Below are 25,842 nucleotides of genomic sequence, written 5' to 3'. Positions count from 1 at the left end.
TGTCAGGCGCACCGACGGACGTGACGCCGGGCCCCGGGGACGCACACGGGGGCCCGGCGCGTTGCACCGGGCATGGGTGCACCGAGGTTGCTGGTGATCGGTCACGAGGTCTCGCCGGAGACGGTGCTCGTGCAGGCGGGGACGCTGGCGAGCTGGGCGGCCGACCGCGGGGTGGAGATCGTCCCGGGGACGGCGGGGCAGCCGCTGCCCGCGCCGGCGGACCTCGACGCCGTCGCGGTGCTCGGCTCCACCCGGGGCGCGTGGGACGACGACGTGCCCTGGCTCACCGACGAGATCGCCTACCTGCGCGCGGCCGTCGCCGCCGACGTGCCGGTGCTCGGCATCTGCTTCGGCGGCCAGCTCCTCGCGCGCGTGCTCGGCGGCACGGCCCACCCCGCCGACGGGCGCGGCGAGCACGGGTGGCGCGAGGTCACCACCGCCGCGCCCGACGTCGTCGCCGACGGGCCGTGGATGGAGTTCCACTTCGACAGCTTCACCCCGCCGCCGGGCACGGAGGTGCTCACGTGGTCGGAGCGCTGCAGCCAGGCGTTCCGGGACGGCGCGCACCTCGGGGTCCAGTTCCACCCCGAGATCACGCCGACCGGGTTCGAGACGTGGGTGGCGCGGTGGACGGGCACGCCGCTCGAGGCGCGCCTGCCCGAGCTCGGCATCGACGTCGACGCGCTGCGGGCCGAGACGGCCGACCGGGCCGAGGCGTCGCGCGCGGCGAGCTGGGTCCTGTTCGACGCCTTCGCGGCGCGGGCGGGTCTGGTCGCCCGTGGTGCCGCCGAGGGTGCTCTCCCCGACGGCGCTCGTCTCGAGCCCGCTCGTCCCGAGGCCGCTCTCCCCGACGGCGCCGCCCGGTGACCGCCGCGGAGATGAAGGTCCGCATCGGCATCGGTGCCGGACCCTCGCGGCACGACCCGGCCGCGGCCACGCTCGAGCTCGTCGACGGCTGCGAGGCGCGGGACATCGACTCGGTGTGGTTCCCCGACCGCGTCGCCGCGCCCGCCGTCGAGCCGCTCATCGCCCTCGGATGGGCGGCGGGCCGCACGCACTCGCTCAAGCTCGGCACCGGCGTCGTCGTGCTCCCGGGGCGCAACCCCGCCGTCGTCGCCGCCCAGCTGGCTTCGCTGGCCGCGCTCGCGCCCCGGCGCATCCTGCCCGTGTTCGGCCTGCGCCCGGCCACCGCCGCCGAGCGGACGGTCTACCCCGTGCCGGGACCGCGCGCCGCGGTGTTCGAGGAGGCCCTCACCGTCGTGCGCCGCCTCCTGACCGAGGAGTCGGTGACGTTCCACGGCAGCTTCTTCGACCTCGACGAGGCCGTCGTCGAGCCCCGTCCGGCGCGGCCGCTGGACCTGTGGCTCGGCGGGCTCGTGCCGGCCGCGCTGGAGCGCGTGGGGCGCCTGGGCGACGGGTGGCTGGCCTCGTTCGTCACGCCCGCCGAGGCGGGCGCCGCCCGCGCGACGATCGCCGCCGCAGCCGCCGACGCCGGACGCGAGGTGGAGGACGACCACTACGGCACGAACCTGCTCGTCCTGCCGCCCGACACCTCGGACGCCGACGCCGACCGCGCCCGGGCCGCCTCGGTGCACCGGCGCCCCGAGCTCGACCCGCACGACCTCGTCGCCGACGGGTGGGAGGACGCGCGCCGGCGCGTGGAGCGCTTCGTCGACGAGGGCATCACGAAGTTCGTCGTGCGCCCCGCCGTCGCGCCCGCGTCGTGGCCGGCGTTCCTCGACGAGTTCGCCGAGCACCTCGTGCCTCTGGAGACCTCGACCCCCGGGATCTAGACGCCCCGGCTGCCGAGGACACGGGTGAGCGCGATCTCCAGGACCACCCGCTGCGGGTTCTCCCGCGGCACCCGGTAGCGCTGCGCGTAGCGGTGCTCGGCGTCGGCGACGGCGTCCGGGGCGTCGCGGACCACCGCGAGCCCCTCGAGCGTCGACCAGCGCCGCCCGTCGACCTGGGTGACCGCCACCCGCGCCCCCTCCTCCCCCGCCGCCCGCACGTGGCGCGCCTTGGCGCTGGTGCCCGAGGTGATGACGCGCGCCATCGCCGTGTCGAGGTCGAGCACGGCCCCCACCGGCACGACGTGCGGCGAGCCGTCCCTGCGCAGCGTCGCGAGCGTGCAGAGGTGGCGCTCGGTCCAGAACTGCGCGAACTCCTCGCCCCGGGCGCGCAGGTCGGCCGGGCTGACGGTGGGTGTCGGGCTCACCCGCCGATCGTGCCGTCCCGCCCGCGGCGCGCGATCACCCGCCCGCCGCGGGTGACCGCGTGACGGTGCCGGCGAGCCACGCCCAGAACCGCGGGTCCATCGGCGACGTGGTCGGGATGACCATCTGCGGGTCGGTCTCGGCCGCCTCGCCGGAGTCGGAGCCGGACCCGGAGTCGGACCCGGAGTCCGAGCCGGAGTCCGAGCCGGAGTCCGAGCCGTTGCCGATGCTCTCGCCGATGACGTTGGCGTCGTCCGCGGAGTCGCTCTCCCCGGCGGCCGTGGTGCGCCGCGACGTGGGGCCGGAGCTGCCCTCCGCGTCGGTGCTGGACTCCTCCTCGGCGGCCGAGCGCGTGGTCGAGCGACGCGTGGTCGGGTCGGAGGACTCATCATCGGCCGTCGGCCGCGTGCTCGGGTCGGACGAGGAGTCGGAGGAGGACTCGCTCGACGTCTCCTCCGGGACCGCGGTGGTCGTCCGCAGCCGGGTCGACGTCGCGTCCTCCGCACCGGCCGAGGAGCCTGCGTCGTCGTCCTCGCTGCCCTGACCGCGGCCCGGCGTGGTGGTCCCGGGCGCCGAGCGCTCGTCCGCGTCCCGCTCGCCGGTGGGCAGGAGCGAGCCGGCGTCGCCCTCCGCGGGTTCCTCGGTCGCCGTGGCCGGGGTGCGGGTGGTCAGCGAGGCACCGGTCGTCGGGTCGACCGTCGTGGTGGTGCCCGTGGACGGGTCGACGGTGGTGGTGACGCCGGTGGACGGATCGGTGGTGGTCGTCGGCGCCTCGGAGCCGCCGCGGCGGTCCTGGCCGGCGCCCGGCACCTCGGTGGCGTCCGAGGGCAGCGGCCAGCCCTCGGGCGTGGTGCTGGGCAGGCTGCGGGCGGCGCCGTCACCGGGGGTGGTGCTGGCCCCGGTGGACGCGTCCGCGTCGTTGCCGGGCTGCCCGTAGGTGGGCCAGCCCTCGGGCGTCGAGGCGGGCGCCTCGGAGCCGGTCGGGAGCTCCAGGGTGGGGCCGCCGGTGGTCGTCGGCGGCGTGGCCTCGTCCGTCGTGGTGCGGGCCGGTGCGCTCGCCGGCTCGTCCGCGCCCTCGGCCCCGTCGCCCGCAGGCGTGCGCCGGGCCGGCGGCCCCTCGGGCTCCTCGCGCTCGTCGCCGTCGGGGAGCAGGTCGGGCAGCAGGCCACCGTCGCCCTGCTCCTCATCGCGGCCGTCGTCACCGCCGTTGCCGCCGCCGTTGCCGCCGCCGTTGCCGCCGCCGTTGCCGCCGCCGTTGCCGCCGGCACCACCGCCGCCCTCGCCACGGCCGCCGGCACGTCCCGGGGCACCCTCGTCGCCGGCCGCGGGGCCACCGCCGCCGTTGCCCCCGGGCAGGAGGTCCGGCAGCAGGTCGCCGTCACCGCCCCGGTCACCACCCCGGTCACCGCCCCGGTCACCGCCGGCGTCCCCGCCGCGGCCCCCGGGCGAGCCGGTCGGCTCGTCGCGCGTGGGGTCGGGCAGCAGCGGGAGGTCGAGCACCGGGCCCGGGTCGTCCGCCGTCGGTGTCCCGCGCGGCACGGTCGGCTCCGCGGGACCCGCGTCGCGACCCGGGCCGTCGGGGACCGTCGGCAGGGCCGGCGCGGGCGAGCTGCCGGCGCCGGGCAGCGGCACCGGGTCGAGGCTCGGGACCAGCTCGTCGAAGCCGGGCGGCGGCGTCACGGGCTGCTCGGAGCCGGGGAACGCGGGCTCGCCGGGCGCGGCCGGCGCGGTGCCGAGTGCGCGCGAGCCCGGCAGCGGGATCGGCGTCAGCGGCGGGGCGACGTCGTCGGGCAGTGCCGGGTCGGGCGCCGCCGGGCCGGGCGCGCCGTCGGGGAGGGCGAGGGGTGCGCCGCCGGGGTCGTCGGCGGAGGACGAGCCGGACGCGGCGGGCTGCTCGGACGTGGTGGGCGCGTCGGTCGCGTTGCCGGTGAGCCCCGCGGCCTCGTCGCGGGGGCCGGCCGGCACCACCGCGGTGCCCACACCGACGAGCGCAGCGACGAGCGCCACCGCGAACAGCGAGGTGATCACGATGTTGCGCGGCGTGCGGAACGGCCACGGTCGCGGACGCGGTGCCGGATGCCAGCCTCGGGACGAGGTGGACGGCATGCAACCCCCTTCGAACCAGCCCGCCCCCGACAGCGGCCCGGGCCCCACGGCCCCGGAGATCCGTACGGTACGCCGCGCGTGTGTCCGCGGTCAGCCGTTCGGTGATGTCCGCGGAGATTCGGACAGGCACCATGGAGGGCGTGGGTGTCGAGCCCGGGGCGCGCGTCGTCGCGCGGACCCCGACGCAGAGTCGGCCCAGTCCGCACCTCGATCTGGATCTGGCCGCCGTGCGCCGCGCCTATCGCGCGATGCGCACCGCCCTGCCCGGGATCGAGCTCTGCTACGCCCTCAAGGCGAACCCGCACCCCGACGTCCTGGCCCTCCTCGTCGCCGAGGGCGCGTCGTTCGACCTCGCGAGCGTCGGTGAGCTCGATCTCTGTCTGCTGGCCGGCGCGGCACCCGCGTGCCTGTCCTGGGGCAACCCCGTGAAGAAGGTCACGGACGTGCGCGCCGCCCGCGCCGCGGGCGTCACCCGCTTCACCACCGACGCCCCCGCCGACGTCGACCTGCTCGCCCGCGAGGCGCCGGGCGCGACCGTCGGGGTCCGGCTGGCCGTCGGCGACGACGGGTCCGCGACGCCGTTCGCCGGGAAGTTCGGCGCGAGCGAGGACGAGGCCGTCGCGCTCCTGGCGCGGGCGCACGCGGGCGGTCTCGACGCGGCCGGCATCGGCTTCCACGTCGGTTCGCAGCAGAGCGACCCCCGCGCCTGGGCGCGCGCGATCGACGGCGCCGCCCGGGTGGCCGCCCGCCTCGGCGAGCACGCGCCGCGGGAGCTCAACCTCGGCGGCGGCTTCCCCACCCCGCACGCCGGCGCCCGGACCCCCGACGTCGACGCCTGCGCCGGCGCGATCCGGGAGGCCCTCGCCCGGCACGGCTCGTGGTGGCGACCGCGCGCGTTCGCCGAGCCCGGCCGCGCCCTCGTCGCCGACGCGGGCGTGCTGCGCGCCGAGGTCGTCCTCGTCACCGAGCGCGCCGGGCGCCGCTGGGTCTACCTCGACGTCGGCCGCTACCAGGGCCTCGCCGAGACCGAGGGCGAGATGATCGTCTACCGCCTGCGGACCCCCGGCCGCGCCGGCCCCACCGGTCCCGTCGTGCTCGCGGGGCCCACCTGCGACGGCGACGACGTCCTCTACCGCCGTGCCGACGTGCGCCTGCCCCTCGACCTGGCGGCCGGCGACGTCGTCGAGCTCCTCGGCGCCGGCGCCTACACCGCCAGCTACGCCTCGGTGGGCTTCAACGGCCTGCCCCCACTGCCCACGTACACGACCTGACGCACGAGAGAAGGTGGACTTGACGACGACACCCGTCACCCCGACCGCCCCCGACACCGCCACGTTCGCGGGCCGGCACGTCCTCGCCGAGCTGCGGGGGATCGACGCCGCGGTCCTCGGCGACGAGCACCGCGTCGCCGAGGCGCTGCGCCGGGCCCTCGACGCCGGCGGCGCGACCGTCCTCGACGTCGTCGCGCACCGGTTCGAGCCCCAGGGCACGACGGTCCTGGCCCTGCTCGCCGAGTCGCACGCGTCGGTGCACACCTATCCGGAGGCGTCGGCGGCGTTCGTCGACGTCTTCACCTGCGGCGTGCAGGCCGACCCGGAGATGGTGGTCGACGCGCTGGGCCGGGAGCTCGACGCGCGGGAGGTGCGGGCCCAGGTCGTCGCCCGCGGGGCCGGGCTCGCACCCGCGGCCGGGGGCCGGGAGGTCGACGAACCCCTCGCCGCCGGGATGCGCCGGCGCTGGCGCCTCGACGAGGTGCTCTGGCGGGGCCGCACGGACTGGCAGGACATGGTGGTCGCGCGCACGGCCCAGGGCGTCTCGCTCTTCTGCGACGGCGAGCGCCAGTCCACCGAGGCGACCCAGCTCGTCTACCACGAGGCCCTCGCCGTGCCGCCGATGCTGCTCGCCGACGAGCTGCGCTCGGTGCTGGTCGTGGGCTCGTCGGAGGGCGTCGTCTCGCAGCTCGCCGTCGCCGCCGGAGCCACCCGCGTCGACCACGTCGACATCGACACCGAGTGCGTCCGCCGCTGCGCCGAGCTGCTCCCCTACGGCTACACGCCCGAGGAGCTCGCCCGGGCCGAGGCCGGCGACGGCCCGGTGCGCGTGCACTACGCCGACGGCTGGCAGTTCCTCGCCGACGCCGCCGCGCGCGGTGACCGGTGGGACGTCGTCATCGTGGACCTGCCCGACGAGCCCGTCGAGGTCACCGACCCGGCCCAGCACGCCCGCCTCTACGGCGCGGAGTTCCTGCGCCGCTGCCGCGACGTCCTCGCCCCCGGCGGCGTCGTGTGCTCGCAGGCCGGCTGCCCGACGCTGTGGCGCAACGACACCCTCGGGCGCATGACGCGGCGCTTCGACGAGGTCTTCGCCACCGTCCTGCCGTACTGCTCCGACGAGCACGAGTGGGCGTACCTGACCGGGCGCGTGGACGACGTCGACGACCCCGTCGAGCTCGCGGCCTCGCGCCTCGACCGCTTCCCGACGCTGGCGTCGATCGACGCCGACGCCCTGCGCCGCGGCGCGGTCCTCCCGTTCGCACTCCGCGCGTCGGTCGCGTAGGCCGCCCGGAGCGAGGGCGTCCTCCGCTGCGTCCGGCGCAGCGGGGGCGTCCCTCGCTCCCCGGTCGGTGCGCGAGCCTCACGCCCCCGACAGCGCCGCCGCGAGCTTCTCCGGGATGCCCGGGGCCTTGGACCACGCGCCCGTCGCCTCGTCCTTCACGACGACGACGTAGACGTTGCGGCCCGTCACCGCGACCTCGTCCGCCGAGCGGTAGACGCTGAACCCGAGCGTGAAGCTCGTCGTCCCCTGCCGCTCGCAGACGACCTCGACCCGGGCGTCGTCGCGCCACCGCACCGACCCGCGGTAGTCGAGCTCGGAGTGCACCACCATGACGTCCACACCCGCCGCGATGAGGTCGGGGTAGGACATCCCGGCGTGGTCGAGGAAGCCGGTGAAGGCCTCGTCGAACCACGTCAGGTAGTGCCCGTTGAACACCACGCCCTGCTGGTCGACCTCCGCGTAGCGCGGGACCACCGGGAACGCGTAGGTCATCGGCTCGAGCTCCCCCATCGGCGTGCTGTCCTCGATGCTGCCTCTCCCGGGGTCACTGGCGCAGCTCCGGGAAGTCCTCGTCCCGGTACTCCCCCTCGGGCGCGGCGCCGGCGGACGGGTCGGAGCGCAGGTCGGTCTCGCGGGTCCGCAGCTCGACGCGGCGGATCTTCCCGGAGATCGTCTTCGGCAGCTCGTAGAACTCCAGGCGCCGCACGCGCTTGTACGCCGGCAGGTTCTCGCGCGCGTGGCGCAGGATCGCCAGCGCGGTCTCGCGTGAGGCCTCGTACCGCGACGAGAGCACCACGTACGCCTTGGGCACGGCCAGGCGCAGCGGGTCGGGCGAGGGCACGACCGCGGCCTCGGCGACGGCGTCGTGCTCGATGAGCACGCTCTCGAGCTCGAAGGGGCTGATGCGGTAGTCCGATGCCTTGAACACGTCGTCGGAGCGGCCGATGTAGGTGATGTACCCGTCCGCGTCGCGCGAGCCGACGTCGCCGGTGTGGTACAGCCCGTCGCGCATGACCTCGTCGTTGCGCTCCTGGTCGTCCTTGTAGCCGACCATGAGCCCGAGCGGGCGCTGCGCGAGGTCGATGCAGATCTCCCCCTCGTCGCTGCGCTCCCCGCTGACCGGGTCGACCAGCACGATCGGGTAGCCGGGCAGCGGCCGCCCCATCGAGCCGTCCTTGACCGGCTGGCCGGGCGGGTTGCCGATCTGCAGCGTCGACTCGGTCTGCCCGAACCCGTCGCGGATCGTCATGCCCCAGGCCTCGCGGACCTGCTCGATGACCTCGGGGTTCAGCGGCTCCCCGGCGCCGACGAGCTCGCGCACCGGCACCTGCACGCGGGTCAGGTCGGCCTGGATGAGCATGCGCCACACGGTCGGCGGCGCGCAGAAGGTGCTGACGCCCTTCTCGACCATGATGTCGAGCAGCCGGTCCGCGTCGAACTTCGTGTAGTTGTAGATGAAGATCGTCGCCTCGGCGATCCACGGCGCGAACACGTTCGACCACGCGTGCTTCGCCCAGCCCGGCGAGGCGACGTTGAGGTGGACGTCGCCGGGCTGCAGGCCGATCCAGTACATCGTCGACAGGTGCCCCACGGGGTAGCTCGTGTGCGTGTGCTCGACGAGCTTCGGCTTCGCCGTCGTGCCGCTGGTGAAGTAGAGCAGCAGCGTGTCGCTGCCCTTGGTGGGTCCGTCGGGGGTGAACTCCGCGGGCGCGTCGTAGGCCGCGGCGAAGTCCAGCCACGGCTCGGTGATGCGGGCCTCCGTCCCCGAGCCGACGGCGATCCGGGTGTAGTCCCCGGGCACGTCGTCGAACTTGTCGACGTCGACGTCGCGGACCACGACGTGACGCGCGTGCCCACGGTCGATGCGGTCGCGCAGGTCGGCCGGGCCGAGCATCGGCGTCGACGGGATGAGGATCGCGCCGAGCTTCATCGCCGCGAGAATCGTGTCCCACAGCTCGACCTGGTTGGCGAGCATGAGGATGATCCGGTCGCCGCGGCCGACGCCCTGCGCGCGCAGCCAGTTGGCGACGCGGTTCGAGCGCTCGCTCATGTCGGCGAACGAGTACTTCTGCTCGCGCCCGTCCTCCTCGACGATCCACAGCGCCGGGCGCTGGGCGCTGCCGGGGTCGGCGCCGATGGCGTCGAAGTGCTCGAGCGCCCAGTTGAACTCGTCGAGCTGCGGCCAGTCGAAGTCCCGCATCGCGGCGTCGAGGTCCTCGCGCCGCTCCAGCAGCAGGTCCCGCGCCCGGCGGAACTCGGTCGCGGCCTTGCTGAGCTCGGGCACTGCGGAGACCTCCTCGTCAGTCCGGCCACGCAGCCGGTGGCGAGGCGGTTCTACCACCTCGCCGCCGACGTCGGGCCTCCCTACTTGAACAGCTTGCGGAGGATCAGCAGCCCCACGAGCGCGCCGGCGGCGTAGACGGCGTACTTCACGCGGGGGTCCGCCCACTTCTGCGCGGCCATCTCCTTGCCCTGCTCCGAGAGGCGCTGGGGGTTCGCCCGCTCGGAGAGCTCGTCGAGGGCGCCGGCCAACGCCTCGCGGGCCTGCTGGATGTCCTTCTCGATGGCGTCCGCGTCCCGTGCCACGGCACCTCCCGTTGGTCGTCTCGTCGCCCGGACGGTCCTCGCTGGGGAGGCGACCGGCGTGTGGTCGGCGGCTATCCTGCCCGCCCGTGACCGCCGATACCCGCCTGGCCCCCGGTCAACCCGCCCCTGACTTCTCGCTCACCTCCGATCGTGGCGAGACGGTGTCGCTGGCGGACTTCCGGGGACGCCGCGTCCTCGTGTACTTCTACCCGGCCGCCATGACCCCGGGGTGCACCAAGGAGGCCTGCGACTTCCGGGACAACCTGGCGACGTTCGACGACGCCGACGTGGCGGTGCTGGGCATCTCGCCGGACAAGCCCGAGAAGCTCGCGAGGTTCCGCGACAAGGAGGGCCTGACCTTCCCGCTGCTCTCCGACCCCGACAAGGGCGTCATGCAGGCCTGGGGCGCCTGGGGCGAGAAGACCATGTACGGGAAGACCACCACCGGCGTCATCCGCTCGACCTTCCTCGTCGACGCCGACGGGAAGATCGAGGAGGCCCAGTACGCGGTCAAGGCCACCGGCCACGTGGGCCGGCTGCTGCGGGACCTGAAGCTCTAAGGGGGTGCCGGCGGCGGGAGTCGAACCCGCACTGCCACCCTCCTAAGGGGTGTGCCTCTGCCTTTGGGCTACGCCGGCTCTGCCAGTTGGTCTACCTCTTCCGACCGCGGGCGCACCACGTCTCGGTCTGCGAGTGACAGTTGGCGCAGAGGATACGGAGGTTCTCGAGGCGGTTGTCGGTGTGGTCGCCGTTGGTGTGGTCGAGTTGCAGCGAGAGGGGTCGGCCCAACCACTCCGAGAGCCCGCAGACCTCGCACCGCTCCTCCTTGAGCCCGGCCTTCACGAGCCGCACCCGCAGCTTCGCCGAGGAGATCACCGAACCCGACACGAGCAATTCCTCCAGCGGTCGCGCGCCGCGACCCGGGAACGTCCTGCCGCGCGTCGACGCCCGGCCGGTGAAGTGCGACGTGTCGAGGCCGAGGTGGGCGATCCGGGCGCTGATGTAGCGGTGCATTCCGCCACTCGGGCGATAGCCGAGCTCACGGAGGACGTCGGACGTCGTGGCGACGCGTCGGACCACGTCGGCGAGGTCGCCGTCGGTCCAGTCACCGCGGCGTCGCGTCCGTGGCGTCAGGTCGAGGTGCGAGGTGTCGAGACCGAGCCGGCGGATGTGAGCGAGGAGCACGCGATAGCCACCCGGCGCGACGCCGAGGGCGACGTGCACCTGACGGAGATTGGTGCTCGCGGCGACGGCGTCGCGGAGCTGCTCGTCGGTCCAGGATCGTGCGGGGGGCATGACCCCATCTTCGTCGAACACGCGTTCGAACGAGGCCGGTTCCGCTGAACTCCTACAGGAACGCCCGCACCGCCGCGGCCACCTCGTTCGCCGCCTCCAGCGGCACGAAGTGCCCGACGTCCTCGAGGTGCCAGACGCCGCGCAGGTCGCTGAACGCCTGCTCCAGCCCCTCGGCCAGGCGCGGCGGGAAGAGCGGGTCCTGGTCGCCCCAGAGCACCGCCGTCGGCACGGTCACCGGCGCCGGCGGGTCCTGGCCGCGCAACGCGAGCGCCGTGCGCAGCGTCGCCGAGCCCGAGCGGTACCAGTTCACCGACACCGTGAACGCGCCCGGGCGGGCGTAGGCCTCGACGAGGTCGTCGGTCGCCGCCGCGATCCCCCGGTGGCCCCAGTGCGACCAGAAGTGCTCCAGGTACGCCCGCACGGTCGCCGCGGACCCGTCGACCAGGCTCTCCACGAGCCCGAGCTGGTGGAAGTCCTGGTACCAGAACTCGGCGCGGTGGTCGTCGTCGAGCGCCGCCCGCGCCGCACCGGGATGGATGGCGTTGCCGAGCACGAGCGCGCGCACGCGGTCGGGCCGGGTCCGCGCGAGGTGGGTCGCCGTCGTCCCGCCGACGTCATAGCCGACGAGGACGGCGTCGTCGAACCCGAGGTGGTCCATCACCTCGAGCACCGCGGCGGCCTGCGCGTCGCGGCCGAAGTCCGACGCCGGCCGCTGCTCGTCGCCCGGCGTGAACGACGCCCCGAAGCCCAGCAGGTCCGGCACCACGACCTGCGCGTCGCGCTCGAGCAGCGGCAGCAGGGCGCGGTAGTCGGTCGCGGCCCCGGGCCAGCCGTGCAGGCAGACCACCGGGACGCCGTTGCCCTCGTGCGCATAGGCGATCACGACGCGGTCTCCGATCTCTCCACGGCAAGGACCCGGAACCCCGCATGGGACGACAACCGCGACGTCGGGTGCCCCTGCTCGCCCAGCCACCGCGCCAGGGAGTCCGAGCCCAGGTTCTTGCTGACGACCAGGTACGACGACCCGTCGACGCGCGGCAGCCACCGCAGCAGCAGCTCGTGCAGCGCGGCCTTGCCCGACCGGATCGGCGGGTTGGACCACATCTCCGCGAACCGCACCTCGTCGGGCACCTCCTCGGGACGGCGGGCGCGGACGTTGGTCAGGCGGGCCGTCGCGGCGTTGGACCGGACGAGGTCCAGCGCGCGGTCGTTGACGTCGACCGCCCACACCGTCGACCCCGGGCGCTGCGCGGCGAGCCAGAGCGCGATGGGGCCGTAGCCGCACCCGAGGTCGAGCAGGTCGCCGGTCTCCGCCGGGTCGGGGGCGTTCTCGAGCAGGATGCGCGTGCCCTTGTCGAGGCGGCCGCGCGCGAACACCCCGGCGTCGGTGGTGAGGTCGAGCGCGACCCCGCCGATCTCCAGCCGGTAGGAGACCGGGTCGGAGGCCGACGTGGGCTGCTCGGAGAAGTACTGGTCGGTCACGGCATGACCGGACACGGAGCGAAGCGGAGCTGGACCACGGGATCAGGCCAGCTCGGGGAGCCGAGGGATCAGCGCCCGCAGCGCCCGCGCCCGGTGCGACACCGCGTCCTTCTCCTCCGGGGCCATCTCCGCCGAGGTCCGCGACTCGCCCTCCGGCACGAACGCCGGGTCGTACCCGAAGCCGTTGGTGCCGCGCGGCAGGCGGATGAGGGTCCCCGGCCAGCGCTCGACGACGACGACCTCGCGCCCGTCGGGATGCGCGGCCGCCGCGGCGCAGACGAACGCGGCGCCGCGCCGTTCCTCCGGGACGTCGGCCATCTGGTCGAGGAGGAGGGCGAGGTTGCGGGCGTCGCGCTCGAGACGGTCGCCCGTGCGGCCCGACCAGCGCGCGGAGAGGATGCCGGGCATCCCGTTCAGCGCGTCGACGGCGAGGCCGGAGTCGTCGGCGACGGCCACGAGCCCCGTGGCCCGCGCCGCGTCCCGGGCCTTGGCCAGCGCGTTCTCCTCGAACGTGGCGCCGACCTCGGGCGCCTCGGGGAACTCCGGGACGTCGCCGAGCCCGACGACCTCGACGCCCTCCGCCGTGACCATCCGCCGCAGCTCCGCGAGCTTGGCGTCGTTCCTCGTCGCGAGCAGGATCCGGGACACGGAGCGGTGCGGAGCTCGACCCATCGGCTCTGTCACGGCAGCTCCCCGGGGTAGGGCTCGGCGAGCGCGGCGGCCTGGAGCTCGGTGAGGCGCGCGCAGCCGGCCAGCGCCGAGTCCAGCATGGCGTCGAGGGTCGCGCGCGTGTAGGTGGCGCCCTCGCCGGTGCCCTGGACCTCGACGAGCGTGCCGGTGTCGGTGGCGACGACGTTCATGTCGACCTCGGCCCGCGAGTCCTCCTCGTAGGGCAGGTCGAGGCGCACCCGCCCGTCGACGACCCCCACCGACACGGCGGCGATCGAGCACGACAGGGGCTGCGGGTCGGCGAGGCGCTTGTGGGCGCGCAGCCAGGTCACGGCGTCGGCGAGGGCCACGTAGGCGCCGGTGATCGCCGCGGTGCGCGTCCCGCCGTCGGCCTGCAGGACGTCGCAGTCGATCTGGATCGTGTTCTCGCCGAGCGCGCGCAGGTCGATCGCCGCGCGCAGCGCCCGCCCGACGAGCCGGCTGATCTCGTGGGTGCGCCCGCCGACGCGCCCCTTGACCGACTCACGGTCGCCGCGCGTGTGCGTCGCCGAGGGCAGCATCGCGTACTCCGCGGTGAGCCACCCCAGCCCGCTGCCCTGCCGCCACCGCGGGACGCCCTCGGTGACGCTGGCCGCGCACAGCACCGTGGTCTGCCCGAACGAGACGAGCACCGATCCCGCCGGGTGCTGCTGGAACCCCCGACTGATGCTGATCTCGCGGAGCTCGTCGTCCGCCCTGCCGTCGCTGCGTGCCACGGGCGACCACCCTAGGTCTCACCCGGCACCGCACCGGCCGTCGGGCCTAGCGTGGACCCTCGTGCGTACCGACGGCCGGACCGGCCTCGTGCTGTTCGCGAGCTGTCTCGCGCAGTTCATGGTCGTGCTCGACGTGTCGATCGTGAACGTCGCGCTGCCGGCGATGCGGGAGGCGCTGGGGTTCGACGCCGAGGGCCTGGCCTGGGTGGTCAACGCGTACACGCTCGCCTTCGCGGGCTTCCTGTTGCTCGGCGGCCGGGCGGCGGACCTCTTCGGACGCCGGCGCGTCTTCCTCGTCGGGCTCGCCCTCTTCGGCCTGGCGAGCCTCATCGGCGGCCTGGCGAACGACCCGGCCCTGCTGCTCGCCGCGCGGGCCGTGCAGGGCCTGGGCGGCGCGGTCCTCTCCCCCGCGTCGCTCGTGATCCTCCAGACCACCTACCCCGAGGGCGCGGACCGGTCGCGGGCGTTCGGGTGGTGGTCGGCGATGGGCGGGGTCGGCGGCGCCGCGGGCGGGCTGGCCGGCGGGGTGCTCGTCGCCCTGCTGAGCTGGCGCTGGATCTTCCTGGTCAACGTGCCGGTCGTGGTCCTCACCGCGCTGCTCGCCCTCGCCGTCGTCCACGAGACGCGCGCCGAGGAGCGGCCGGGCCTCGACGTGACGGGCGCGGTCCTCGTCACCGGCGGGCTCGTGGCGCTGGTCTACGGGGTGGTGTCGCTGGAGTCGGCACCGTGGACCTCGCCCCGCGTGCTGGGTGGGGTGGCCGCCGCGGTGGTGCTGCTGACCGCGTTCGTGTTCTCGCAGCGGCGCAGCCGCCACCCCCTCGTGCCGCTGTGGGTGTTCCGCATCCGCTCGGTGACCACGGCGAACGTCGTCATCCTGCTCATCACGTCGTCGATGTTCTCGATGTGGTTCTTCGTCTCGCTGCACATGCAGGGCGTGCTCGGGTTCGACGCACTGACCGCGGGGCTGGCGTTCCTGCCGCAATCGTTCTCGATCGTCATCGGCTCGCAGATCTCGTCGTGGCTGCTGCCGCGCATCGGGGCACGGGCGCTGATCGTGGGCGGGGGCACGCTGACCGCGGCGGGCTTCGCGTGGTTCGCGCTGCTCACCCCGACCACGAGCTGGGTGGCCGGTGTCCTCGGGCCCGGCATCGCCGTGTCGCTCGGCATGGGCATCGTCTTCCCCGCGGTGACGACGGCCGCGACGAGCGGGGTCGAGGCCGGGCTCGCGGGGCTGGTCAGCGGGCTCGTGACCACGTCGCGCCAGATCGGCGGCGCGGTCGGGCTGTCGGTGCTCTCGACGCTGGCGGCGGCGCACACGGCGTCGGTGACGGCGACGGGCGCGGCCGCCCCGGTGGCCGCGACCGCGGGCACGACGCGGGCGTTCGCCGTCGCGGCGGTGATCGTGCTGGGGTCGGTCGTCGCGGCCCTGTTCCTGCCGGCCCCGCGGAAGGCGGCCGCGCCGGAGCCGGCCCGGACCTGAGCTCAGATCGTGTAGTGCCCGTCCGGCACGACGAGCTCGGCCGGGCCCGAGAACTCCTCGCGCGCCTCGGCCAGCAGCGCCGGGCCGTCCGCCCAGGCCGGCACGTGCGTGAGCAGGAGCCGCTGCACGCCGGCCTCGCGGGCGATGCGGCCGGCCTGCCGGCCCGAGAGGTGGACGCCGGGCGGGCGCTCGGGACCGTCGGACCACGTCGCCTCGCACAGCAGCACGTCGGCGCCACGGGCGAGGTCGACGAGCTCGCGGCACGGCCCGGTGTCGCCGGAGTACACGAGGCTGCGGCCCTCGTGCTCGAGGCGGACGCCGTAGGCCTCGCACGGGTGGTCGACCGGCGCGCTGGTCAGCGCGACGGGACCGACCGCGGTGGGGCCGTGGACGAACGGCCGGTGGGAGAACACGTCGGTGAGGTCGGTGGCGACGCGCTCGTCCGACGACGGCGCGTAGGCCACGGCGAGGCGCACCTCGGACTCGGTGGGCCCGTGCAGCGGGATGACCTTGCCGGGGCCGTCGGGGTGGTAGCGCCGGTGGACGATCAGGCCGGAGACGTCGGCGCAGTGGTCGGGGTGGAGGTGGGAGAGCACCAGCGCGTCGAGCTCGAAGGGGTCCATGTGCCGCTGGAGCACACCGAACGACCCGTTGCCGAGGTCGAGCACCAGGGACGTGTCGTCCGCGCGCACGAGGTAGCCCGAGGCCGGGGAGTGCGGTCCGGCGCCGCTGCCGGAACACCCCAGGACGATCAGTTCCACGGGCGCACCCTACGGGCCCGACCTACCCGAACGCACAGGGCAGGGGACCGCTCCGGTCACGGAACGGGCACGATCTCGCCCGGCGCGCTCACGGCACCGCGGGCGTGCCGGGCGGGGTGCGCCGGCGGTCGGCCGTGACGGCGATGCGCGCGGCGAGGATGCCCCCGATCGCCCCGCACAGGTGGGCCTGCCACGAGATGCCCGGGTTGCTCGGCAGCACGCCCAGCAGGAGGCCGCCGTAGATCAGGAAGAGGACGACGGCGAGCACGATCTGCCCGGCCGACCGGGCGAAGAAGCCGCGGACCAGCAGGAACGCGAACCAGCCGAAGATGATCCCGGAGGCGCCGATCGTCGAGCCGGGGCTGCCGATGAGCCAGGTGCCGACGCCGCTGACGATCCAGATCACCGCCGTCACCGCGATGAACTGGCCCAGCCCGCCCGCGAGCACGAGGAACCCGAACACGAGCAGCGGCACGGTGTTGCTCGCGAGGTGGTCGAAGCCGCCGTGCAGCAGCGGCGCCCACAGGATGCCGCCGAGCCCGTCGAGCGTGCGCGGCACGATGCCGTCGTCGTCGAGGCCCTGCGGCGGGTCGAGGGAGACGAAGACCGTGCGGTCCGCCAGCTCGAGGAGCCAGAGGACGGCCACGATCCCGACCATGAGGACGGCCGCCCGCAGCGGGTGCGCGGGCAGGAGGCGGGGTGACGGACGCGCCGGGCTGGTCACGCCCTCGAGGTTACGGCCGCGCGCGCCGGATCCCTGTGGGTTCGACCCGGGGGTTTCCAGGGGAGACGACCCCTGGACGCTACGCCCAGAGCTGGCCCTCGAGGGCCTCGGCGGCCTCCTCGAGCGTGCCGGAGTAGGCACCGGTGGACAGGTACTTCCACCCGCCGTCGCACACGACCATGACGATGTCCGCCTCGTCGTCCGCGCCCGCCGCCTTCTCGGCCTGGGCCAGCGCGGCGTGGAGGATCCCGCCGGTCGAGATGCCGGCGAAGATCCCCTCCTGCTCGACCAGCTGGCGGGTGCGCCGCAGTGCGTCGTAGGCCCCGACCGAGTACCGGCCGGTGAGCACGTCGGGGTCGTAGAGCTCCGGGACGAAGCCCTCGGCGATGTTGCGCAGCCCGTAGACCAGCTCGCCGTAGCGGGGCTCGGCGGCGATGATCTGGCAGTCGGGCTTGTGCTCGCGCAGGTAGCGCCCGGTGCCGACGAGCGTGCCGGTGGTGCCCAGCCCCGCGACGAAGTGGGTGATCGTCGGCATGTCCCGCAGGATCTCCGGCCCGGTGCCCTCGTAGTGCGCGAAGGCGTTGGCCGGGTTGCCGTACTGGTAGAGCATCACCCAGTCCGCGTGCTGCGCGGCGATCTCCTTGGCCGTGGCCACGGCCTGGTTCGACCCCCCGGCGGCCGGCGAGAAGATGATCCGGGCGCCGTACATCTCGAGCAGCTGGCGCCGCTCGGCCGAGGTGTTCTCGGGCATGACGCAGACCAGCTCGTAGCCCTTGAGCTTGGCGGCCATGGCCAACGAGATGCCGGTGTTGCCCGAGGTCGGCTCGAGGATGGTGCAGCCGGGCGTGAGCCGGCCGTCGGCCTCGGCCGCCTCGATCATCCGCAGCGCCGGCCGGTCCTTGATCGACCCCGTCGGGTTGCGGTCCTCGAGCTTCGCCCACAGCCGCACGTGCGGCGCGGGCGAGAAGGACGGCAGGCCGACCATGGGCGTCTCGCCCAGGGCGTGGATCAGGGAGTCGTACCGGGCCATGGGCCTCTCCTGGAGCGCAGCGGTGCGCTGGTCAGCGGGCCCCGCCCGCGACCGCGGGCAGGATGGTGACGGTGCCGCCGTCGGGCACCTGCGCGTCGAGGCCGCCGCTGAAGCGGACGTCCTCGTCGTTCACGTAGACGTTGACGAACCGGTGCAGCGCGCCGTCGGTGACCAGCCGGTCCTTGATGCCGGGGTGGTTGGCCTCGAGGTCGGTGATGACCTCCTGCAGCGTCGAGCCCTCGGCCTTGACCTGCTTCTCGCCGCCGGTGTGCGTGCGCAGGATGGTCGGGATCGAGACGGTGGCGGACACGGATTCCCTCCGGTTCGTGGTGGTGCTCATCGATCGCGGCGTACCGCGGGGTCCTGGCACGGACAGCGTCCCACGGTCACGCGACATTCCGTGACCCGTCGAGACGGCGCCGACGGGACGGGCGCGGGCGGCGTGGGGCCGTCAGGGTGCGGCGGGGTCCGGGACGTCGGCCTTGTCGGGGACGTCGGGGGTGCCGGTGTGGGCGAACATGTAGTTCTCCACGACCTGCACCTCCTCCTCGGTGACCTCGCCGTCGACGATGCGGTACGAGCGCAGCTCGTGGTGCTCGGGATCGCGGGTGCCCACCAGCACGTAGTGCGCGAACGGCTCGCTCGCCAGCGAGATGTCGGTGCGCGACGGGTAGGGCTCGGTGGCGGTGTGGGAGTGGTAGACGACGACGGGGACCTCGTCGTTCGCGTCCATCTCCTGGTAGACCCGCAGCTGCTCCATCGAGTCGAAGCGGTAGAACGTCGGCGAGCGCTCGGCGTTCTCCATCGGCACGAACCGCTGCGGCCGGTCGGAGCCGTCGTCGGGGCCCGCGAGGATGCCGCAGGCCTCGTCCGGGTGGTCCCGGCGGGCGTGCGCGACCATCTGCTCGACGAGGTCGGCCCGGATCACCAGCACGCCTCCACGATACGGAACGCGGGGCCGGTCAGCTCGCCGCTACGCCGTCAGGGTCGTCACCAGCGAGTCCTGCAGCCAGGTCAGCCAGTGGTAGACGGGCAGGTGGTCGGCGCGGGGGTCGTCGGCCGGGAGCTGCTCGGGCATGTCCTCGGTCACCTCGAGCGCGACGCCGAGGGCGAGGCGCACGTCGTTGACCGCGGCGAGCCACTCCTCGGCCTGGGACGGGGCGAGCTCGACGCGCCCGCCACCGGGCGGGCAGGTGGCGAGCACCGTGGCGATGGCGGCCTGCTTGGCCTCGATGAGCTCGGGCTCGCGCACCGAGCGCAGGGCCGCCGACAGCTCGCCCGCGTCCTCCTCGGCCGACGAGGCGAAATCGGGCAGCAGGCGCGCGAGCACCGGGTCGTCCGGCGGGGTGGACGGACCGGTGCGGATGCCCGTCAGCGCCGCGAGCTCGTCGTCGGGCGACTCGGCCCCGCGGCCGGTGAGCATCTGCTCGACCTGGCCCATCAGGCCCCGCAGCACCGACGCCTCGGGCCGCTCGAGGACCGCGACGTAGCGCACGCGGTCACCCCGGCCCTGCCGTTTCCAGGCCTTCACCCTCGCTAGCTCGCCCGCTGCATGGTCGCCCAGAGGCCCGCGGCGTGCAGGCGGGCGACGTCGCCCTCGACCTTCTCGCGGCTGCCCGACGACACCGTCGCCCGGCCCTTGTGGTGCACGTCGAGCATCAGCGCGGTGGCCTTGGCCTTGTCGTAGCCGAAGAGCTTCTGGAACACGTACGTGACGTACGACATGAGGTTGACGGGGTCGTTCCACACGATCGTCTGCCACGGCGTGTCGGCGAGGGTGGCCTCGTCGACCTCCGCCTCGGTCCGTTCGTCGACCTCGGGTTCGGCCGGAGCGGACAGGACGACGGGAGGCGGCACGGAGCGCAGCCGAGCTGCCGCGCCGGAGGCCGAGTACATGCCTCCATCGTGACACCTCGGCGGCGCGACCCGCACGGGGGCGGGCGGACCCGCGCGACCCCTACTGTGGTCCGTGTGACCTCACCGGGGCCGAGCACCGCGCTCCTCACCGACCAGTACGAGCTCACGATGCTCGACGCCGCCCTCGCCGACGGCACGGCGCAGCGCCGGTGCACCTTCGAGGTGTTCGCGCGCAGCCTGCCGCACGGGCGGCGCTACGGCGTCGTGGCGGGCATCCCACGTCTGCTGGAGGCGCTGTCGCGGTTCACGTTCGACCAGGCCGAGATCGACGTCCTGTGCGACGCGGGCGTGCGCGACCGGGTGGCCGAGTACCTGTCGGGCCACCGCTTCTCCGGCGACATCATCGGCTACCCCGAGGGCGAGCTCTACTTCCCCGGCTCCCCCGTGCTCTCCGTGACCGGGACCTTCGCCGAGTGCGTGCTGCTCGAGACCCTCGTGCTCTCGGTGCTCAACCACGACTGCGCGGTCGCCTCGGCCGCCGCGCGCATGACCACCGCCGCCAACGGCCGCCCGCTGATCGAGATGGGCTCGCGGCGCACCCACGAGGAGGCCGCGGTCGCCTCGGCGCGCGCCGCGTACCTCGCCGGGTTCGCCGCGACCTCGAACCTCGAGGCCCACCGCCGCTTCGGCGTCCCGACCACCGGCACCAGCGCGCACGCGTTCACGCTGCTCCACGACAGCGAGGCGGAGGCGTTCCGGGCCCAGGTCGACGCGCTGGGCGTCGGCACCACGCTGCTCGTCGACACCTACGACATCACCCAGGGCATCGCGACCGCCGTCGAGGTCGCGGGCACCGGGCTCGGCGCGGTGCGCATCGACTCCGGCGACGTCGGCGTCCTCGCCCAGCGCGCCCGCGCCCAGCTCGACGCGCTCGGCGCGACGGGCACCCGCGTGGTCATCTCCGGCGACCTCGACGAGTACGCCATCGCCGCGCTGCGCGCCGAGCCGGTCGACGCGTACGGGGTCGGCACCTCGGTGGTCACGGGGTCGGGCGCCCCGGCCGCGGGCATGGTCTACAAGCTCGTCGAGGTCGACGGGCGGCCCGTCGCCAAGCGCAGCTCGTCGAAGGAGTCGCGCGGCGGGGCGAAGTCCGCGGTGCGCCGGCACAAGCCGACCGGCACCGCCGTCGAGGAGGTCGTGCACCGGCTCGACGCCGAGGTCGAGATCGGCGAGCACGACCGCGTCGTCCCCGTCCCGCTGCTGGTCAAGGGCGAGCCGGCGGGCGAGCTGCCGACCCTCGACGAGTCCCGCGAGCACCTGCGCCGCGGCCTCGTCGCCGTGCCCTGGGAGGGCCTCAAGCTCTCCCGCGGCGAGCCGGCGATCCCGACGACCCAGGTGCCCTGAGCCGTGTCAGCGAAGTGCCGTCGCAGACGTTGAGTGTCCGTATCGGTACTTCGATCACTGGGCACGGCGCTCGTAGGCTCGGGGCATGACGACCGCACTCATCGTCGTGGACGTGCAGCTCGACTTCTGCGAGGGCGGCTCGATGGGTGTCGACGGCGGCGCAGCGGTGGCCGCCGCCATCTCCCACCACCTCGGGCGCGAGCGGGCGCGCTACGCCCACGTCGTCGCGAGCCGTGACTACCACGAGGACCCGGGCGACCACTTCTCGTCGACGCCGGACTACGTCGACACCTGGCCCCCGCACTGCCGCGTCGGGCACCCCGGCGCCGCGTTCCACCCCGACCTCGACGTCCACCGCCTCGAGGAGGTGTTCTCGAAGGGCCGGTTCGAGGCGTCCTACTCGGCGTTCGAGGGCCGCGACACCGACGGGCAGCTCCTGGCCGACTGGCTGCGCGAGCGCGACGTCGACGCCGTCGAGATCGTCGGCATCGCCACCGACCACTGCGTGCGCGCCACCGCCCTCGACGCCGTGCGCGCCGGCTTCGCCACGCACGTGCGCCTCGACCTCACGGCCGGTGTCCTCCCCCGGACCACCGCACGCGCGCAGGAGGAGATGGCCGGTGCCGGGGTCACGCTCACGGGGTCGCCGCACTGACCGGCGCGCCCGAGGGAACCGATCGGGCCTCCTCGTAGTCTGAACCGTCGTGGGAGACGCGAGCACGGACACGATCGCCGGGCCGCGGCACGAAGCGCAGCGGAGCTCCAGCGCCGGCGGCGGCACACCGCCCCCGGTGGCCGAGCTGCTCGCGGCGGCGGTCTCGGCGCTGGGCGGCACGGAGCGCGAGGGCCAGCAGCAGATGGCCGCGGCGGTGGAGCGCGCGCTGCGCACGGGCGAGCACCTGGCGGTGCAGGCGGGCACGGGCACGGGCAAGTCCCTGGCCTACCTCGTGCCCGCGGTGCGCCACGCGCTGGAGGGCGAGCAGGCCGTCATCGTCGCGACGGCGACCATCGCGCTGCAGACCCAGCTCGTCGACCGCGACCTCCCCCGCCTCGCCAAGGCTCTCGAGCCCGAGCTCGGCCGGGCCCCGACGTTCGCGATCCTCAAGGGCCGCGCCAACTATCTGTGCCTCCACAAGATCCAGAGCAGCGCGCAGGCCGAGGACCCGGTCGACGAGCAGCTGTTCGACCCGTTCCAGGTCTCGGCGCTCGGGCGGCAGGTCACGCGCCTGCACGAGTGGGCCGAGAAGACCACGACCGGCGACCGCGACGAGCTCGTCCCCGGCGTCACCGACCGCGCCTGGCGCCAGGTGTCGGTCTCGGCCCGGGAGTGCCTGGGGGCGGCGCGGTGCCCGGTCGCCGAGGACTGCTTCTCCGAGCACGCCCGGCACGCCGCCGGCGCCGCGGACATCGTCGTCACCAACCACGCCATGCTCGCCATCGATGCGATCGACGGCCGCGCCGTGCTCCCCGACCACGACGTCGTGGTCGTCGACGAGGCCCACAACCTCGTCGACCGGGTCACCTCCGTCGCCACCGGCGAGCTGACCTCCGCCACCGTCACGGCCGCCGCCCGCCGCTGCGGCAAGCTCGTCGACCAGGCGATCTCCGACGCCCTGCTCGACGCGGGCGAGGGCCTCGGCACGGTGCTCGAGGACGTCGTCCCCGGCCGGTGGGAGCACCTGCCGGAGGGCGTCGCGCGGATGCTCTCGTCGATCCGCGACCGGGCGTGGGCGTGCCGCCAGGCGCTCGGCCCGGACCGCGACAAGGGCCGCGACGACGACGCCACCGCGCGGAAGTTCGCGCTGGCGCTGGTCGAGGAGGTCCACGACGTCGCCGGGCGCCTGCTCACCGCGTTCGACCGCGAGGACCCGGCGACGCGCCCCGACGTGGTGTGGTGCTCGGAGACCGAACGGAACTCGACCACCGTCCGCGCGCTGCACGTCGCGCCGCTGTCGGTGGCGGGCCTGCTGGCGTCGCGGCTGTTCGGCCGGTCGACGATCGTGCTGACGTCGGCGACGCTCGCGCTGGGCGGGTCGTTCGACGCCCTGGCCCGGCAGTGGGGCCTGCCCGTCGGGAGCTCGCGGGAGATCACCGAGCCGATCCCCGACGACGGCTCCGCTCACGGCAACGACCCGGCCACCAACCTCGTCTGGCACGGCCTCGACGTCGGCTCGCCGTTCGCGCACGCGAAGGCCGGCATCCTCTACGTCGCCCGTCACCTGCCGCCGCCCGGGCGCGACGGCCTGTCCCCGGCGATGCTCGACGAGATCGAGGGCCTCGTGCGGGCCGCCGGCGGGCGGGCGCTGGGGCTGTTCTCGTCGATGCGCGCGGCGAAGCAGGCCGCCGAGGACCTGCGGGGACGCTGGGACGGCACCGTGCTCTGCCAGGGCGACGACTCCACCGGCACGCTGGTCACGAAGTTCGCCGCCGACGTGGAGAGCGTGCTGTTCGGGACGCTGTCGCTGTGGCAGGGCGTGGACGTGCCGGGCGAGTCGCTGCAGCTCGTCATGATCGACCGCATCCCGTTCCCCCGCCCGGACGACCCCCTCGTGTCCGCCCGCCAGCGCGCCGTCGACGCGCGGGGTGGCAACGGCTTCCTGACGGTGTCGGCGACGCACGCGGCGCTGCTGCTCGCCCAGGGCGCTGGGCGGCTGCTGCGCGGCACCGGTGACCGGGGCGTCGTCGCCCTGCTCGACTCCCGCGTCGCGACCAAGCAGTACGGCGGCTTCCTGCGCGGGTCCCTGCCGCCGTTCTGGACGACGCAGGACCCGGCCGTCGTGCGCGGGGCGCTGGAGCGGTTGCGGGGCGCCTGAGGGCGGGCGGGCTCACCCGTCCGGAACACCTGGCGGCCGATCTCGGTGCGCCAGCGCGTCGGGTCGGCGGTGTCGCGGGGGCCGACGAGGTAGGTCTCCTGTACCGGGCCGTCGACGAGCAGCGCGTGTTCGACGAGGTGGGCGCCGAGCTCGCCGTAGGTGACGTCGATGTCGTGGTGCGCCCCCACCGGGGGCACGACGAGCTGCGCGCCTGGCGCCGCGACGTGCCCGACGTCGCGTACACCCTGCTGCGCGCCGAGCCGACGGGCGACGGCGCGGAGGCGGACGTCGTCATCGCCGGCGACTTCCCCGGCAGCCCGGTGGAGCTGCACTACACCGTCGACCTCGGCGATGAGGGACGGATCGCGCGCCTGGACATCAGCCCGCGCGCCTCGTGATCGTGGGGCCTTTCCTGACGTCCAGTGCCAGCGTGGACGCCAGGCTGACACACCCGTGTGTCAGGGCAGGGTCGCGAGGAGGGCGTCGGCGAGGCGGTCGGGGGCGGCGGGGGCGCGGCGGAGGAAGAGTTCGGGCTCGATCAGCTCGAGCTCCATGACCGCCGGCTCGCCGTCGAGGCGGACGAGGTCGACGCGGGCCACGGGCACGGTCACCGGCGCGGCGGCGAGGGCCGCGTCGGCCACCGCCACCTCGCGGTCGGTGGGCGTGTGGTCGTCGAGGCGCCCGCCGTGCTTCTCGTGCACGAGGAAGCGGCCGGCCGCGGGGACCTTGCGCACCGCGTGCGACCACGTCCCGCCGATCTGCACGAGCGACACCTCGCCGTCGCGGCCGATGCTGTCGACCGCGGGCTGGACGAGGACGTCGCCGTCGGCGAGGAGGTCGGCGACGGTGCCGTGCAGGTCGTCGGGCCGGCCGAGGTGCGTGCCGCGGCCGCCCGCCGACACCGCGGGCTTGACGACGAGGGGCCCGGACCCCAGGTCGTCGGGCACCGCCGCGCCGCGCTCCAGCAGGGTCGTCGGGACCGTCGGGACGCCCGCGCCGGCCAGCTCCACCAGGTAGCGCTTGTGACTGTTCCAGCGCAGCACGGGCAGGGGGTTCACCAGCCGCGTGACGGCCGCGACCCGCTCCGCCCAGGCGAGGAAGTCGTCGCGGCGCTCGGTGTAGTCCCACGTCGTGCGCACGGTCACGAGGTCGGCGTCCGCCCAGTCGACGGCGTCGTCGTCCCACGCGACGTCCACGGCGTCGACGGCCCGGGCCGCGAGCGCGGCGAGCAGCGGGCGGGTCTCGGCGTCGGAGCGCTCGCTGCGCACCCGGGAGCCGGCGACGAGGACCCGGGTCACGCGGTCTCCCACCGACCCGTCCGAGCTCCGCTGCGCTCGGTCTGCCCACGCTCGGCCAGGCAGGTCACCGTCCCCGGCGCGACCTCGGTGAACCCGGCGTCGCGCACCGGCACGACGCCGTGCTCCTCCCACGCCGCGCGGCCGCTCGGGTCGGCGTCGAGCGCGCGCACCCAGCCGGCCCAGGCCTCCCGGGACGCGGGGCGCACCGAGCACCGCAGGGCCGCGGCGGGGTCGCCGCCCTCGGCCGCGAGCACCGTCGCGAGGATCATGCTGGCGTGTCCGACCTGGGCCGCGGCCTTGCCGACGGTCTGCTCGACCTCCGGGCTCAGCCAGATCACCGGCCGGTCCGCGGCGGGCGGACCGGGCTCGTCGGCGGGCAGGTCGGTGCCCCCGATCTGCAGGCGCCGCACCTCGTGGGGAACCTCGTCGACGGGCCCCGGCACCAGCGCCCGCACCAGCTCGTCGACCGTCACGCCCTCGATCTCCTGCACCGCGCGCCAGTGCGCCGTCCGCGCCCGCCGCGAGAGCTTGCGGATGCGCCCGGCCCCGGCCCACGCGGCGACGGCGTCGTACCAGGGGCCGTCCGGGGCGGCGCGCTCGTCGAGGCACAGCGCGAGCGCCGCGGACGCCGCGGCCTCCAGCACGGACGTGCGCGTCGGGCCCTCGCGCTCCAGGCGCAGGACCAGCGTCATCGCCCGCACGACGCCGTCGGCCGGCTCCCCGTCGTCGGAGCCCGAGGGCACCGGCCCCTCGACCAGCCACGGCGCGACGCGCGCGGCGAGCGGGCCGAGGGCAGGACTCAACGCCTG

At 74.9% G+C, this 25,842-nt stretch carries 29 protein-coding genes and 1 tRNA gene; 10 read left to right on the top strand and 20 right to left on the bottom strand.

Annotated elements, in window-relative coordinates; translation table 11 throughout:
• The first annotated feature begins 93 nt into the window (after window positions 1-93).
• Together PGB27_RS07760 and PGB27_RS07755 are read left to right on the top strand one after the other, a co-directional pair.
• Window positions 94-867 (top strand): type 1 glutamine amidotransferase, encoded by a 774-nt coding sequence (locus PGB27_RS07760; RefSeq protein WP_274199785.1) that lies wholly within the window; start codon window positions 94-96, stop codon window positions 865-867.
• Entirely contained in the window at window positions 864-1,793 is a 930-nt protein-coding gene (locus PGB27_RS07755; protein WP_274199784.1) for a TIGR03854 family LLM class F420-dependent oxidoreductase, read from the top strand. Before PGB27_RS07760 ends, PGB27_RS07755 begins: the two co-directional genes overlap by 4 nt.
• Here PGB27_RS07755 and PGB27_RS07750 read toward each other — a convergent pair.
• Together PGB27_RS07750 and PGB27_RS07745 are read right to left on the bottom strand one after the other, a co-directional pair.
• A complete protein-coding gene (locus PGB27_RS07750) occupies window positions 1,790-2,218 on the bottom strand; it encodes a TIGR03618 family F420-dependent PPOX class oxidoreductase (protein WP_274199783.1) in 429 nt (142 codons plus the stop codon). The two genes, PGB27_RS07755 and PGB27_RS07750, sit on opposite strands and share 4 nt — an antisense overlap.
• A 34-nt stretch (window positions 2,219-2,252) precedes the next feature.
• Window positions 2,253-4,244 carry a hypothetical protein gene (locus PGB27_RS07745; protein WP_274199782.1) on the bottom strand — a complete coding sequence of 664 codons (1,992 nt, stop codon included), beginning with the start codon at window positions 4,242-4,244 and terminating at the stop codon, window positions 2,253-2,255.
• Between the two features lie 209 nt (window positions 4,245-4,453).
• Between PGB27_RS07745 and PGB27_RS07740 the strand changes: the two genes are divergently transcribed.
• Both PGB27_RS07740 and speD read left to right on the top strand, forming a co-directional pair.
• The gene (locus tag PGB27_RS07740) at window positions 4,454-5,593 is read left to right on the top strand and encodes a type III PLP-dependent enzyme (protein WP_274199781.1); all 1,140 of its coding nucleotides are present in this window, start codon (window positions 4,454-4,456) and stop codon (window positions 5,591-5,593) included.
• A gap of 19 nt (window positions 5,594-5,612) precedes the next feature.
• The gene (gene speD / locus PGB27_RS07730) at window positions 5,613-6,878 is read left to right on the top strand and encodes an adenosylmethionine decarboxylase (protein WP_408630030.1); all 1,266 of its coding nucleotides are present in this window, start codon (window positions 5,613-5,615) and stop codon (window positions 6,876-6,878) included.
• Between the two features lie 78 nt (window positions 6,879-6,956).
• On the opposite strand, the gene PGB27_RS07725 is transcribed toward speD, so the two are convergent.
• From PGB27_RS07725 to PGB27_RS07715, 3 genes are all read right to left on the bottom strand, one after another.
• Window positions 6,957-7,388 carry an acyl-CoA thioesterase gene (locus PGB27_RS07725; RefSeq protein ID WP_274199780.1) on the bottom strand — a complete coding sequence of 144 codons (432 nt, stop codon included), beginning with the start codon at window positions 7,386-7,388 and terminating at the stop codon, window positions 6,957-6,959.
• 34 nt (window positions 7,389-7,422) lie between these two features.
• Window positions 7,423-9,078: an AMP-binding protein gene (locus PGB27_RS07720; protein WP_274200131.1), complete on the bottom strand. Its 1,656-nt coding sequence runs from the start codon at window positions 9,076-9,078 to the stop codon at window positions 7,423-7,425.
• Between the two features lie 164 nt (window positions 9,079-9,242).
• Entirely contained in the window at window positions 9,243-9,464 is a 222-nt protein-coding gene (locus PGB27_RS07715) for a DUF3618 domain-containing protein (RefSeq protein ID WP_274199779.1), read from the bottom strand.
• 86 nt (window positions 9,465-9,550) lie between these two features.
• Between PGB27_RS07715 and bcp the strand changes: the two genes are divergently transcribed.
• Window positions 9,551-10,024: a thioredoxin-dependent thiol peroxidase gene (gene bcp / locus PGB27_RS07710; protein WP_274199778.1), complete on the top strand. Its 474-nt coding sequence runs from the start codon at window positions 9,551-9,553 to the stop codon at window positions 10,022-10,024.
• A gap of 5 nt (window positions 10,025-10,029) precedes the next feature.
• On the opposite strand, the gene PGB27_RS07705 is transcribed toward bcp, so the two are convergent.
• The 6 genes from PGB27_RS07705 to rph all read right to left on the bottom strand — a co-directional run bounded on the left by PGB27_RS07705 (window position 10,030) and on the right by rph (window position 13,666).
• Window positions 10,030-10,102, bottom strand: a tRNA-Leu gene (locus PGB27_RS07705).
• A gap of 13 nt (window positions 10,103-10,115) precedes the next feature.
• The gene (locus tag PGB27_RS07700) at window positions 10,116-10,760 is read right to left on the bottom strand and encodes an HNH endonuclease signature motif containing protein (protein WP_274199777.1); all 645 of its coding nucleotides are present in this window, start codon (window positions 10,758-10,760) and stop codon (window positions 10,116-10,118) included.
• 52 nt (window positions 10,761-10,812) lie between these two features.
• Window positions 10,813-11,643, bottom strand: coding sequence for an alpha/beta fold hydrolase (locus tag PGB27_RS07695; RefSeq protein WP_274199776.1), 831 nt, complete (start codon window positions 11,641-11,643; stop codon window positions 10,813-10,815).
• The gene (locus tag PGB27_RS07690; RefSeq protein WP_274199775.1) at window positions 11,640-12,242 is read right to left on the bottom strand and encodes a class I SAM-dependent methyltransferase; all 603 of its coding nucleotides are present in this window, start codon (window positions 12,240-12,242) and stop codon (window positions 11,640-11,642) included. The genes PGB27_RS07695 and PGB27_RS07690 overlap by 4 nt, the downstream gene beginning before the upstream one ends.
• A 42-nt stretch (window positions 12,243-12,284) precedes the next feature.
• A complete protein-coding gene (gene rdgB, locus PGB27_RS07685) occupies window positions 12,285-12,890 on the bottom strand; it encodes an RdgB/HAM1 family non-canonical purine NTP pyrophosphatase (protein ID WP_274200130.1) in 606 nt (201 codons plus the stop codon).
• A 32-nt stretch (window positions 12,891-12,922) separates the two neighbouring features.
• Window positions 12,923-13,666, bottom strand: a complete 744-nt coding sequence (rph, locus tag PGB27_RS07680; RefSeq protein ID WP_274199774.1) for a ribonuclease PH — start codon at window positions 13,664-13,666, stop codon at window positions 12,923-12,925.
• Window positions 13,667-13,727: 61 nt separating this feature from the next.
• On the opposite strand from rph, the gene PGB27_RS07675 reads away from it, so the two are divergent.
• Window positions 13,728-15,146, top strand: coding sequence for a DHA2 family efflux MFS transporter permease subunit (locus PGB27_RS07675; protein WP_274199773.1), 1,419 nt, complete (start codon window positions 13,728-13,730; stop codon window positions 15,144-15,146).
• A gap of 2 nt (window positions 15,147-15,148) precedes the next feature.
• On the opposite strand, the gene PGB27_RS07670 is transcribed toward PGB27_RS07675, so the two are convergent.
• The 7 genes from PGB27_RS07670 to clpS form a co-directional block, all read right to left on the bottom strand.
• Complete coding sequence (locus tag PGB27_RS07670; protein ID WP_274199772.1) at window positions 15,149-15,907, bottom strand: MBL fold metallo-hydrolase; 759 nt, start codon at window positions 15,905-15,907, stop codon at window positions 15,149-15,151.
• Between the two features lie 88 nt (window positions 15,908-15,995).
• Window positions 15,996-16,631 carry a rhomboid family intramembrane serine protease gene (locus PGB27_RS07665; RefSeq protein WP_274199771.1) on the bottom strand — a complete coding sequence of 212 codons (636 nt, stop codon included), beginning with the start codon at window positions 16,629-16,631 and terminating at the stop codon, window positions 15,996-15,998.
• A gap of 79 nt (window positions 16,632-16,710) precedes the next feature.
• On the bottom strand, window positions 16,711-17,661 hold the full coding sequence (locus PGB27_RS07660; RefSeq protein WP_274199770.1) for a PLP-dependent cysteine synthase family protein: 951 nt from the start codon (window positions 17,659-17,661) through the stop codon (window positions 16,711-16,713).
• A gap of 31 nt (window positions 17,662-17,692) precedes the next feature.
• The gene (locus PGB27_RS07655; RefSeq protein ID WP_274200129.1) at window positions 17,693-17,971 is read right to left on the bottom strand and encodes a MoaD/ThiS family protein; all 279 of its coding nucleotides are present in this window, start codon (window positions 17,969-17,971) and stop codon (window positions 17,693-17,695) included.
• A gap of 141 nt (window positions 17,972-18,112) precedes the next feature.
• On the bottom strand, window positions 18,113-18,595 hold the full coding sequence (locus PGB27_RS07650; RefSeq protein ID WP_274199769.1) for a M67 family metallopeptidase: 483 nt from the start codon (window positions 18,593-18,595) through the stop codon (window positions 18,113-18,115).
• A gap of 39 nt (window positions 18,596-18,634) precedes the next feature.
• Window positions 18,635-19,192, bottom strand: coding sequence for a DUF2017 domain-containing protein (locus PGB27_RS07645; RefSeq protein ID WP_274199768.1), 558 nt, complete (start codon window positions 19,190-19,192; stop codon window positions 18,635-18,637).
• A 5-nt stretch (window positions 19,193-19,197) separates the two neighbouring features.
• Window positions 19,198-19,500 (bottom strand): ATP-dependent Clp protease adapter ClpS, encoded by a 303-nt coding sequence (gene clpS, locus PGB27_RS07640; protein ID WP_408630037.1) that lies wholly within the window; start codon window positions 19,498-19,500, stop codon window positions 19,198-19,200.
• A gap of 186 nt (window positions 19,501-19,686) precedes the next feature.
• On the opposite strand from clpS, the gene PGB27_RS07635 reads away from it, so the two are divergent.
• The 4 genes from PGB27_RS07635 to PGB27_RS07620 all read left to right on the top strand — a co-directional run bounded on the left by PGB27_RS07635 (window position 19,687) and on the right by PGB27_RS07620 (window position 24,133).
• Window positions 19,687-20,922 (top strand): nicotinate phosphoribosyltransferase, encoded by a 1,236-nt coding sequence (locus PGB27_RS07635; RefSeq protein ID WP_408630036.1) that lies wholly within the window; start codon window positions 19,687-19,689, stop codon window positions 20,920-20,922.
• 85 nt (window positions 20,923-21,007) lie between these two features.
• The gene (locus PGB27_RS07630; protein WP_274199765.1) at window positions 21,008-21,577 is read left to right on the top strand and encodes an isochorismatase family protein; all 570 of its coding nucleotides are present in this window, start codon (window positions 21,008-21,010) and stop codon (window positions 21,575-21,577) included.
• A 73-nt stretch (window positions 21,578-21,650) separates the two neighbouring features.
• Entirely contained in the window at window positions 21,651-23,735 is a 2,085-nt protein-coding gene (locus tag PGB27_RS07625) for an ATP-dependent DNA helicase (RefSeq protein WP_408630035.1), read from the top strand.
• Window positions 23,736-23,860: 125 nt separating this feature from the next.
• Window positions 23,861-24,133, top strand: a complete 273-nt coding sequence (locus PGB27_RS07620) for a hypothetical protein (protein ID WP_274199764.1) — start codon at window positions 23,861-23,863, stop codon at window positions 24,131-24,133.
• 60 nt (window positions 24,134-24,193) lie between these two features.
• Here PGB27_RS07620 and PGB27_RS07615 read toward each other — a convergent pair whose 3' ends face one another.
• Together PGB27_RS07615 and PGB27_RS07610 are read right to left on the bottom strand one after the other, a co-directional pair.
• The gene (locus tag PGB27_RS07615) at window positions 24,194-25,033 is read right to left on the bottom strand and encodes an ATP-grasp domain-containing protein (RefSeq protein WP_274199763.1); all 840 of its coding nucleotides are present in this window, start codon (window positions 25,031-25,033) and stop codon (window positions 24,194-24,196) included.
• Window positions 25,030-25,836, bottom strand: a complete 807-nt coding sequence (locus PGB27_RS07610) for an aminoacyl-tRNA hydrolase (protein ID WP_274199762.1) — start codon at window positions 25,834-25,836, stop codon at window positions 25,030-25,032. The genes PGB27_RS07615 and PGB27_RS07610 overlap by 4 nt, the downstream gene beginning before the upstream one ends.
• Window positions 25,837-25,842: the final 6 nt, after the last annotated feature.

The sequence above is a fragment of the Actinomycetospora lemnae genome (assembly GCF_028737315.1).
Lineage (GTDB): Bacteria > Actinomycetota > Actinomycetes > Mycobacteriales > Pseudonocardiaceae > Actinomycetospora > Actinomycetospora lemnae.
The sequence above is the reverse complement of the archived record's forward strand: the minus strand, read 5'-3'. Positions and strand labels throughout refer to the sequence as shown.